General features: G+C 63.4%; 10 protein-coding genes and 1 pseudogene. 9 read left to right on the top strand and 2 right to left on the bottom strand.

Going from position 1 to position 9,958, the window contains the following annotated elements:
• Nucleotides 1-9: 9 nt before the first annotated feature.
• On the top strand, nt 10-879 hold the full coding sequence (locus ABQZ00_RS09350; protein WP_323536976.1) for an MBL fold metallo-hydrolase: 870 nt from the start codon (nt 10-12) through the stop codon (nt 877-879).
• 11 nt (nt 880-890) lie between these two features.
• The gene (locus tag ABQZ00_RS09355) at nt 891-1,379 is read left to right on the top strand and encodes an isochorismatase family protein (RefSeq protein WP_323536975.1); all 489 of its coding nucleotides are present in this window, start codon (nt 891-893) and stop codon (nt 1,377-1,379) included.
• A 79-nt stretch (nt 1,380-1,458) separates the two neighbouring features.
• Here the strand turns inward: ABQZ00_RS09355 and ABQZ00_RS23835 are convergent, their stop codons facing one another.
• Nucleotides 1,459-1,581, bottom strand: coding sequence for an AraC family transcriptional regulator (locus ABQZ00_RS23835; protein ID WP_115562122.1), 123 nt, complete (start codon nt 1,579-1,581; stop codon nt 1,459-1,461).
• 42 nt (nt 1,582-1,623) lie between these two features.
• A pseudogene (locus tag ABQZ00_RS09360) lies at nt 1,624-2,129 on the bottom strand (integrase core domain-containing protein); the annotation flags it as partial.
• A gap of 596 nt (nt 2,130-2,725) precedes the next feature.
• Here ABQZ00_RS09360 and ABQZ00_RS09365 point away from each other — a divergent pair.
• The 7 genes from ABQZ00_RS09365 to ABQZ00_RS09395 are packed head-to-tail and all read left to right on the top strand — an operon-like array spanning nt 2,726 to nt 9,948.
• The gene (locus ABQZ00_RS09365) at nt 2,726-4,276 is read left to right on the top strand and encodes a ShlB/FhaC/HecB family hemolysin secretion/activation protein (RefSeq protein WP_323536974.1); all 1,551 of its coding nucleotides are present in this window, start codon (nt 2,726-2,728) and stop codon (nt 4,274-4,276) included.
• A 34-nt stretch (nt 4,277-4,310) separates the two neighbouring features.
• Nucleotides 4,311-6,089, top strand: coding sequence for a DUF2341 domain-containing protein (locus ABQZ00_RS09370; RefSeq protein ID WP_323536973.1), 1,779 nt, complete (start codon nt 4,311-4,313; stop codon nt 6,087-6,089).
• Nucleotides 6,090-6,094: 5 nt separating this feature from the next.
• Nucleotides 6,095-6,499 carry an ExbD/TolR family protein gene (locus tag ABQZ00_RS09375; RefSeq protein ID WP_115527826.1) on the top strand — a complete coding sequence of 135 codons (405 nt, stop codon included), beginning with the start codon at nt 6,095-6,097 and terminating at the stop codon, nt 6,497-6,499.
• 10 nt (nt 6,500-6,509) lie between these two features.
• Entirely contained in the window at nt 6,510-7,202 is a 693-nt protein-coding gene (locus ABQZ00_RS09380) for a TonB family protein (RefSeq protein ID WP_323536972.1), read from the top strand.
• A gap of 27 nt (nt 7,203-7,229) precedes the next feature.
• The gene (locus ABQZ00_RS09385; protein ID WP_323536971.1) at nt 7,230-8,930 is read left to right on the top strand and encodes a putative porin; all 1,701 of its coding nucleotides are present in this window, start codon (nt 7,230-7,232) and stop codon (nt 8,928-8,930) included.
• Between the two features lie 2 nt (nt 8,931-8,932).
• The gene (locus ABQZ00_RS09390; RefSeq protein ID WP_323536970.1) at nt 8,933-9,583 is read left to right on the top strand and encodes a hypothetical protein; all 651 of its coding nucleotides are present in this window, start codon (nt 8,933-8,935) and stop codon (nt 9,581-9,583) included.
• Complete coding sequence (locus ABQZ00_RS09395; protein WP_323536969.1) at nt 9,580-9,948, top strand: hypothetical protein; 369 nt, start codon at nt 9,580-9,582, stop codon at nt 9,946-9,948. Before ABQZ00_RS09390 ends, ABQZ00_RS09395 begins: the two co-directional genes overlap by 4 nt.
• Nucleotides 9,949-9,958: the final 10 nt, after the last annotated feature.

The raw sequence follows: 9,958 nt of genomic DNA on the forward strand, positions 1-9,958 counted from the left end.
GAGAACCACATGAAACTCCCGTCCCTTGCACTTGCCACGGTGTTGGCTCTGGGTATCCAGACCAGCGCAAACGCGGCAGTCCCGGCATCCCCTACCACCTCGATCCAGCAGATCCGCAATGCCACGGCCAAGATCACCTATGGCGACACCGTGCTGCTGGTGGACCCGATGCTGACGGCCAAGGGCGCATATCCCGGCTTCCCGGACACGTATCGCAGCGAACTGCGCAATCCAACCGTCGACCTCCCCTTCGATGTGGGCCAGGTGCTCAAAGATGTGGATGCCGTCCTGCTGACCCACACCCATCTTGATCACTGGGACCCCGCCGCCGAAACGCTGATCCCACGGCAGATGCCGATGTTCGTCCAGCATGAGGCGGACGCCGCCCTGCTGCGCGGCAAAGGGTTCGCTGATGTCCGTATCCTCCCCGCGCACGCCACCTTTGGCGGGGTAAAAATTTCGCGCATCGCCGACCAACACGGCACGGCAGCCATGTTCCAGGTGGAGCCGCTAGCAAAGCTGCTCGGCAGCGTGACCGGCTTTGTGTTCGAGAAGGCCGGTGAGCCGACCATCTACCTTGCCGGCGATACCGTGTGGACCGACGACGTACAGGACGCGATCAAGCGCTATACCCCGGATGTCATCGTGCTCAATACGGGCGATGCGCGGATCAAGGGCTTTGATGCGGGCATCATCATGGGCGTGGCTGACACCTCGCGTGTCCATGCGCTGGCGCCGAAGGCGAAGATCGTCGCCGTCCACATGGATGCGGTAAATCACATGACCGTCTCCCGCGCAGACCTGCGCCGCTACGTAAATGAGAAAGCCATCCAGGACAGCGTGCTGATCCCTGAAGATGGCGAAACCCTGAACTTTTGAACGAGTACAACATGAACACTGCACTGATCGTTGTCGATATCCAGAACGACTACTTCGCGGGCGGCCGCTTCACGCTGGAAAACAGCGAACAGGCCCTGATCGCAGCGCTAGACGCAATCGCGAAGGCCAAACAGGCTGGTGACGTAGTCGTGGGGATCCAGCACATCGCGCCTAGCGATGGTCCGTTCATGGCGAGAGACACCCAAGGTGCCGAGCTGCATCCCGCCATTGCGGAGGCGCTGGAGGGCTGCCCGGTGATCGAAAAGCATCAAGCCGACAGCTTCCTTGGCACTACGCTGGGCGAAACACTCGCGGCCCGGGATGTCTCGGCCATTCGACTGGTAGGGATGATGACCCAGCACTGCATCACGCATACGGCACTGTCGCCGGACGCAGCGGCCTTTGACGTCACGATCATCGGCGCGGGCTGCGCTGCGCCGACCGCGATGATCAGCGGTATCGCGCTCTCCGGACTGGCCGGGCGCTGCAACGTAGTCTGATGTGTGCCGAGGCGCCTGTGGAAGGCAGGCGCCCAGCAGTAGCGAGCGTGCGAGCACTGCAGTGACGCCTCTGCAGCCTCTACGCAACCCGCGCGTGCGCCTGACGTTGACGGAACGTTGCAGGTGTACGGCCCACCTCGCGCTGGAACAACCTGATGAAGTTAGGTGTGTCGCTGAAACACAATTGTTCAGCGACCTCCAGTGACCCACCGACGACGTGCCTCGCCCTGAGTAGTGGTCGGGTTTAGAGTCTGGAGTTGATGATATCGGTGTTTGCTAAATGTTGGGCATAAGCGGCCGGCGTCATGCCGCCGATTGCCTTCTTGGGTCGGTGCTCGTTGCATTCGCATCGCCAGCGTTTGGTCTCGGTGCGCGCATGCAGCAGTGTTGGGAACCCTTGTTCGTTGAGGCATTCGTCGCGTTAGCCGGCGTTTGAAGGATTCGACGTAGGCGTTCTGGTTCGAATTGCCTGGTTGGATCAGTCGCAACTGCACGCCACAGGCATGCGCCCAGACGACCATGACCTTGCCGCAGAACTCCTTGCCGTTGTCGGTACGGATGACCACGACCGTGCGCCAGCCGGTTCAGCGCACGCGTCACGCCACGGCCCGAAATTGCGTGCTCCACCTCGATGACCACTGTTTCGTGTGTCGCGTCGTCCACGACCCCCAGACACTTGATCACCCGACCCTCGGCAGTGCGATCGAACACGAAGTCAATCGGCCACACCTGGTCGGCCTGCGCTGGCCGCCGCTATGGCTTGATTTTTTACTTCTGCGATATCTTTATTCTCTAGCTTGGTGTTTGCAAGTTAGCAGTCTAGAACAACCAACTTTGATCTTTGAAATGCAAAAGGCACGGCTATGATGACAACTGTAGTTGACGTGTCGGTATATCCATACACGCCGATTTGGCAGCGCCATGAAAGCCAAATTCAGTGAAACCTATGGCAATCCATAATCTACTTCTTGCTGCCCTGCCCGACCATTTGCATGTTCGCGTTTCACTCTGTCAAACGACGCACCAAGCGAAGCGACTAGATCAGTAGCTGTTCGTTTCAATCCTCATCATCCTCGCGCTCCATCCGTAAAAAAACCTCTATGTCACGCACCCCAACTTTCGGGTAAGAGCAGTCTGTCGCTAAAGCGTCCACACGCCGATTGACGAGTAGACGCTGCATACAGCGAGCATTGCTAGCGCTTGCTTGATTCGGTGCCCGCGTCAACGCAGCAATACAGCGCCGTCATAAAAGCATTTCAAAATCGTCATTTGCCGCGCTTAAGGTCGCACCAGCGGCGAGGTCCTCGCCGCATCTTGGGGGCGCCTTTCATATGGACTTGCGAGGTATGGCGATGCTCAGTGTGCTGGCTGTCAGCGCACCGGACGCTACTGCCATGGAGCCGGTGGAAGATGCGCATTTCGACATCCTGGCTTACCAGGTTGTAGGCAATACTCAGTTACAGAACGTGCAAGTCGAGCGTGCGGTCTATCCGTTTTTGGGTCCACAGCGCACCGCCGCCGACGTTGAACAGGCGCGTGCTGCACTCCAAGGCGTTTACGAGGCCGCAGGACTGGCAACGGTTGCGGTCAGCGTTCCCGAGCAGGATGCGGCCAGCGGTTTGGTCACGCTGCAGGTCACCGAGCAACGCGTCGGGCGGGTGCGTGTAGTGGGCGCGGACTACTATTCGCCGGACGATGTCATCCGTGGTGCGCCATCGCTGGCCGAAGGCAGCGTGCCCAACTTCAAGGACGTGCAGCGCGATATCGTTGCGTTGAATCAGTTGCCCGACCGGCGTGTGACGCCACAGGTCCAGGCGGGTGCGCAGCCGAATACGGTCGATGTGGATCTGGCTGTCGACGACGCATTGCCGCTGCACGGTTCGCTTGAACTCAATAACCGCAAGAGTGCCAACACCTCTGAACTGCGGCTCAGTGCGGCAGTGCACTACGACAATTTGTGGCAGCGCGGTCATAGCCTGAATGTTTCTGGGCAGACCGCGCCGCAGAATCCTGACGATGCGCGGGTGTATTCCGCCTCTTATCTGGCGCGCTTTTCAGACTCGCCGTTCTCGTTGCTGGGCTACAGCGTACGCAGCGATAGTGAGGTCGCCGCGATCAATAGCTACAACGTGATCGGCAACGGGTCGCTGTCCGGGTTACGCCTGATCCGCGCGCTCCCCAATGGCACTGGATTCTTCCATTCGTTGAGCCTGGGAGTGGACTACAAGGACTTCAAGGAAGACACGGTGTTCGGCAGCGACCGCAGCTCGGCACCGATCCGGTATGCGCCGTTGAGCGCAGCCTACAACGCGAGCTGGGTGAACGCGCGCAGCACCAGTGCGCTGACCTTCACCGCCACCGCCAATCTCCGCGGGGTGGGCGACGATGCCCGCCAGTTCGATGCCAAGCGTTACCGCGCACGCCCAAACTTCATGCACCTGCGCGCAGATGGGTCGCAGACCCGGACGCTGGGCGAAGACATTCAGCTCTACGCGCATGTGCAGACGCAGCTCGCGGCAGAACCATTGATCAGCAACGAGCAATTCAGCCTGGGCGGTCTTGACAGCGTACGCGGCTACGACGAGAGCCAGGCCTTGGGCGATTTTGGCGCAATCGGCCAGTTGGAGCTGCGCAGCCCATCGTTCGCATCGGCTGCAGCAAAGCTAGTGCAGGAGGCACGCGTGTATGCGTTCGTCGATGGGGGCTACGCACGCATCCGCAATCCGCTGCCTGAGCAACGGGTTAGCGAGACCCTGATCAGCACTGGTTTGGGATTCACCTTCAAGGCCGTGTCGCATCTCAGCGGCGCGGTGGATCTCGCCGCGCCGCTGTCGCGCCCGGATGGGCGCAAGCCGGACGAACTCAATGTGCTGTTTCGGCTCTGGGGCGAGTTTTAAGCCGGACGCAATCAACTTTTCAGTGGGGTAACGCGTGAGCAGATTACGGCTGTATGTATTCGTCGGTTTGATGTTGGCGGCACTGCCTGCCATGGCAGAAACCTGGTGGGACGCGAAATGGAGTTATCGCGCCAAGGTTTCGCTCAACACCACATCGACCGGCGCGGCGGTCGAGCAGGCACCTGGCCGCGTGCAGGTGCTGGTACGGCTGCATTCGGGAAATTTCAATTTCACCGATGCCAAGCCGGATGGCAGTGATATCCGGTTTGTTGCAGGCGATGACCGCACGCCACTGAAGTACCACTTCGAAAAATACGATGGTCTGGTCGATCAGGTTGCGCTGGCATGGGTGGACCTGCCTGCCCTGCCCGCCAATGCGATGACGCCGCTGTTTGTGTATTTCGGCAATCCAGAGGCGAGTACCGGCGCGGATGCAAAGAAGTCTTACGACGCCGACACCCTGGCGGTGTACCACTTTGCCGATGTGCAAGGCGCCGGCCAGGACACCACCGCTTATGCCAACAACATTGCTGCACCGTTGGCACTGGCCGACACGGCGCTCATCGGTTCGGGCCTGCGCCTGGATGGCACCGCTCCGGTGTCGGCGCCGGCCTCCGCATCGCTGACGTTGCCTGCCAACGCTGCATTCACGTTCTCTGCCTGGATCAAGCCGGCCACGCCTGACGCGTCCGGGGTGCTGCTGGCGCTGCCGGGTGCACTGAACGTGCTGCTGGAAAAAGGCACCGTGGTGGTGGAGTCGCGCAGCGGCGCACGGCTGGCAAGCGCCGCGCCGTTGGTGGGCGATGCATGGGCGCATCTGGCGGTGCGTGCCGATGGCAAGCAACTGGCGCTGTACCTCAATGGGAAGAACGTGGGCGAAACCGCGGCGACGGTTCCGGCGGCGACCGCCGGGCTAATGCTCGGCGGAGAGCCGGGCACGACGCGTCCCAACTTCATCGGTTTGCTGGACGAGGTCGAACTGAGCAAGGGTGCGCGCCCTGTCGGCGCAATCGAGGCGGCGGCACGCAGCCAGGGCGTGGATGCGCGTCTGTTGACGTTCGAGCCGGTGGAGCAGCGCGCCGGTGAAGGCGGACATGGCTACTTCGGCATCCTGCTCAATGCGCTGACACCCGATGCCTGGGCGGTGATCTGCATTCTGGGGGTCATGGCGTTGATCAGCTGGTGGGTGATGGTGCGCAAGGGGCTGTACCTCAATGCCACTGCCTCTGCGAATGCACGCTTTTTAGGCGCGTTCCGGCAGCAGGTGGCGCAGCATCCGTTGCATGCGCCTAGCTGGCAACAGCTACATGCAAGCGGCCCGTTGAATGGCGCTCGATCCAATCTGGCGCGGCTATTGAATATCGGATTGGAAGAACTGCGCGGGCGTCTTGCCGCCAGCGGTACCTCGGTGGTGCGCACACAGTCGATTGCGGCCATTCGCTCGGCACTGGATGCCGCAGTGGTGCGCGAAGGACAACGCATCCACAAAGGCATGGTGTTGCTGACCATCGCCATTTCCGGCGGCCCGTTTCTCGGTCTGCTGGGCACCGTGGTGGGGGTGATGATTACCTTTGCCGCGGTGGCTGCCGCTGGCGACGTCAACATCAATGCCATCGCGCCCGGAATCGCGGCCGCATTGCTGGCCACGGTGGCAGGGTTGGCCGTGGCCATCCCTGCCCTGTTTGGCTACAACTACCTGCTCAGCCAGGCCGATGCGGTCGCGGCGGACATGCAGGTGTTCGTCGACGAACTCGAAAAGCGCATTGCCGAAGATTACGCCGGCGATGCACCCGCACGCATGCAGGGAGGCTGAGCGCGATGAAGGTCCAGGGGCGTAAGCCGTACGACGACATCAACATCACGCCGATGCTCGATCTGGCCTACGTGCTGTTGGTGATCTTCATCATCATGACGACCGCCGCGGTGCAAGGCATCAAGGTGGACCTGCCGAAGGCCAGCGCGGCCAAGCCCTTGTCCGAACCCAAGACCAAGGTGATTGCGATCGACAGCAACGGCCAGGTCAGCCTGGACGCGGTGCCGGTCAGCATGGACGAGCTGGAGCAGCAGCTACGCAACGCGGTGGCCAACGATGCCGAGCTGCCGGTGATGCTGCGCGGCGACCGCACCGTGCAGTACGAAAAAATCATGGCGGTGCTGGATCTGTGCAGCAAGCTGGGCATCGGCTCGATCGGTCTGGCGTCGCAACGCCAGCCTGCGGGCTGAGCACGCGGCGATGGATGCCCTGGACCCCACACAACCGTTGCTGGAAACCACCGGCGTCGGGCGCTGGCGCAAGCTGGCCATCGTGCTGGCAGTGCTTGCACTGTTGGGGTGGCTGGTCTCGCTGGCACTGCGTCCTTCCACCGCGGCACCACCGCGCGCGGCACCGCCGCGCATCACCCATGTGACGCTGCCGCCCCCTCCTCCGCCACCGCCGCCACCCAAACCCGAGTTGGAGCCGCCCAAGCCGCAGCCGCGCATGCTGGACAAGCCGATGGCCGCGCCGGATCCGTCACCGCCCAAGCCGGCGGAAGCGCCGCCCGGCGATCCGCTGACCGCCGCCGCCGGACCAGGCGACAACACGTTCGGCCTGCAGGCCGGCAATGGCGGCGGCACCCGGATTGGCGGTGGCGGGGGCGGCAGTGGTAGCCCGTTCGCGGCCTATGCGGCATCGGTGCAGCGCGCCGTGCAGATGCTGTTGCAGCGCGATGAGAAGACGCGCAAGGGCCGCTACCGCGCCACCGTGGCGGTGTGGCTCAACAGCGACGGCAGCATTGCGCGCACCCGCGTGATCGCATCTGCAGGCACGCCCGAACTGGACGCGGCTATCGCCCAGGCGTTGCAGAACAAGCCCCTGCCCCAGCCCCCACCCGCCGATCTCCCGCAGCCCATCCAGTTGCGGATTGGCGCGCTCGCACCCGGTTGACGTTCCCCTCTTTCAGGAAGCTCGTGCATGACTGCCCCGTTCCCGCCACGTCGCGTTACCCGCCTTGCGTTGTGTCTGCTCGCGATGATCGCCGCTCCCGTCGTGTGCATGGCGCAAGGCGCCAGCGCGGTGGATCCTGCGCGCATCAGCCCGCAGGTGACGCTGCGCCTGATCGATCTGCTGGTGGCCAAGGGCGTGATGACACGCGACCAGGCCGATGCGCTGATCCAGGAGGCGGCCACCCCGATGACGGCCGATGTCACGCCGCCGCCTGCCGGCTTGCCGTACCAGACCCAGCCGGGCGCGATCGTGGTGCCGTATGTGCCCGAACCGGTGCGCGCGCAGATCAAGGACGAGCTGCGCAGCGAAGTGACTGCGCAGGCCAAGCGCGAAGGCTGGGCCACACCGGGCGCATTGCCGGAATGGACCCAGCGCCTGCGCCTGTACGGCGATCTGCGTCTGCGCGGTGAAGGCATTTTTTATCCCGACGACAACTACGGGTTCTTCCCCGACTTCACCGAGATCAATGCGGGTAACGGCTTCGATGTAGTCGGCACCGGCAACGCGCCGTTTCTCAATACCTCGCGCAATCGCAGCCGCATGCGCATCCGTGCGCGGCTCGGCGTGCAGGCGCAGATCGCCGACTGGATCACCGGCGATATCCGCCTGGTTACCGGTGCCGATCGCGGCCCGGTGTCGACCAACCAGACGCTGGGCGGCGGCGGCAACCTGGCCAAGGAACCGATCTGGCTGGACCGTGCGGCGCTGGTTCTGCAGCCCATGCGCGATCTCGACCTGTCGTTCGGGCGCTTTGCCAATCCGTTCTGGAGCAGCGAGCTGGTGTTCGACGAAGACATCAACTTCGATGGCATCGCCGGCCGCTACGCGTTTGCGCCGCAAAGTGACTTCGCACCGTATGTCAGTGCAGGCGTGTTCCCGGTGTACAACACCGACCTGGATTTCGGCTCGACCAACACGCTCAAGACCCGCAGCCGCGACAAGTGGCTCTATGGCGCCGAACTGGGCGCGCAGTGGCGCATGCACGACGACATCGCACTGCGCATGGCCTTCAGCTATTTCCAGTACGACCAGTTCGAGGGCAAGCGCTCCGGTGCCTGCCTTGCCCCCACCGCCAATGACAACTGCGATACGGACGGCTCGCGCCCGCAGTTTCAGCAGTTCGGCAATACGCTGGTGCCCATTCGCAACATCGTCGCCGATCCGGCCAATCCGGCCGGCCCGCAGCTGCAGTACTACGGTTACGCCAGCAAGTTCGGCATTGCCAATCTGCACGCGCAGCTTGAATTGGCGCAATTCGATCCGGTCAAGCTGCTGATCGAAGCGGACCTGGTCAAGAACACCCGCTACAACGCAGAGCGCGTGCGCTCGCTGGGCCCGATCAACAACCTTGGCAATGGCGGCGCCTTCGACGGCGGCGATCACGGCTATCTGCTCAATCTGCTGGTCGGCCAGCCACGCGTGACCGAGGCCGGGCAATGGAATGCGTCGATCGGTTATCGCTATCTCGAATCGGACGCGGTGCCCGATGCATTCGCCGACTCGGATTTCCACATGGGCGGCACCAATGCGCGCGGCATGATCCTGGGCGGCGCCTACGGCCTGGCCCGCAATACCTGGCTGTCGTTGCGCTGGCTCAGTGCCAATGAAATCTCCGGCCCGCCGTATGCGGTGGATGTGTTGCAGCTGGACCTGAGCGCGGAGTTTTGAGCATGCGCGCATGGCTGCTTCTGCTGGTCGGTACGGTGCTGTGGGTTGGAGCGCTGCCTGCGTGGGCGCAGGCACAGACCGAAACGCGTCTGCGCGATGCCTTGCGTCAAACCAGCGCCAGGCTGCGCCAGGTAGAAGCCGATCTGGCGCAACAGCAATTGGCCACCGCTGCGGCACAACGCGAGCGCGACGCCGCGCAGCGGCCTACCCCGGCGGCGGCGCCTGCGGAAAACGGCGTGCGCCTGGCGGCGCTGCAACGTGAGCTGGAACAGCAACGGCAGGCGCTGGCCGCCGAACGCGCGCAGCGTGCACAGACCAATGCCGCGCAGCAGCAGGCGCTGGCGCAACAGCAACACCAGCAGCAACAGGCATTGCTGGCCGAACGCACGCAGACGCGCGAGCGGCTAAGCCGCTGCAACGCAGAGGGCGATGCGCTCTACGCCAGTGCGCAGGAACTGGCGGTGCTGTATCGCGACCCGGCGTTCGTGCGGTTTGTGCGGGGACGCGGGCGCGAGCTGTTTGGTATGGCACGGGTGGCGCATGAAAACCGGGTGCATGCCCTGCAATCCACGATCGATGCGCGTCACGCGCAGCTGCGCACCTGCCTGGATGGTGGTGCCCTGCAAACAGCGCCAACGACCGCTGCGCCATGACGCCTTCCCTGTGGATCAGCGTTGTGTTGATGACGGTGATCGCAGCCGCTCCGGCTGCCGCTGCATCGCAAGCAGCCGTCACGCCAGACCCCGATTCGCAGGCAGCGCCTTGTGTGGAAGTGCAGATCGGGCAGACCAGCACCGGCCGTCTGTCTTGCCTGAATCAGCTGCTGCGTGAGACGACGGCGCGTGCAACCGGCGCACCCCAGGCAGCGGTCACACCGGCGAGAGGGTCGCCGATTCACCTCGGCCAGCCCACTCCGGCTGCACTGCGTCAGCGGCTTGGGCAGGCCTACGGCAGGTCCGCGCAGCCGCAGCGCCCTGCGCCACCACGCTATCCCACTCTCTTCGCGCCAGTGCGCTGACACGCGCGCT

Origin of the sequence: Xanthomonas sp. WHRI 10204 (assembly GCF_040202875.1) — a bacterium.
GTDB lineage: Bacteria > Pseudomonadota > Gammaproteobacteria > Xanthomonadales > Xanthomonadaceae > Xanthomonas.

What these genes read in the sequence shown, in the direction of transcription:
- ABQZ00_RS09355 (WP_323536975.1), top strand. Translation starts at nt 891, where the DNA reads ATGAACACTGCACTGATCGTTGTCGATATCCAGAACGACTACTTCGCG.
- ABQZ00_RS09365 (WP_323536974.1), top strand. Translation starts at nt 2,726, where the DNA reads ATGGCGATGCTCAGTGTGCTGGCTGTCAGCGCACCGGACGCTACTGCC.
- ABQZ00_RS09350 (WP_323536976.1), top strand. Translation starts at nt 10, where the DNA reads ATGAAACTCCCGTCCCTTGCACTTGCCACGGTGTTGGCTCTGGGTATC.
- ABQZ00_RS09375 (WP_115527826.1), top strand. Translation starts at nt 6,095, where the DNA reads ATGAAGGTCCAGGGGCGTAAGCCGTACGACGACATCAACATCACGCCG.
- ABQZ00_RS09390 (WP_323536970.1), top strand. Translation starts at nt 8,933, where the DNA reads ATGCGCGCATGGCTGCTTCTGCTGGTCGGTACGGTGCTGTGGGTTGGA.
- ABQZ00_RS09385 (WP_323536971.1), top strand. Translation starts at nt 7,230, where the DNA reads ATGACTGCCCCGTTCCCGCCACGTCGCGTTACCCGCCTTGCGTTGTGT.
- ABQZ00_RS09380 (WP_323536972.1), top strand. Translation starts at nt 6,510, where the DNA reads ATGGATGCCCTGGACCCCACACAACCGTTGCTGGAAACCACCGGCGTC.
- ABQZ00_RS09395 (WP_323536969.1), top strand. Translation starts at nt 9,580, where the DNA reads ATGACGCCTTCCCTGTGGATCAGCGTTGTGTTGATGACGGTGATCGCA.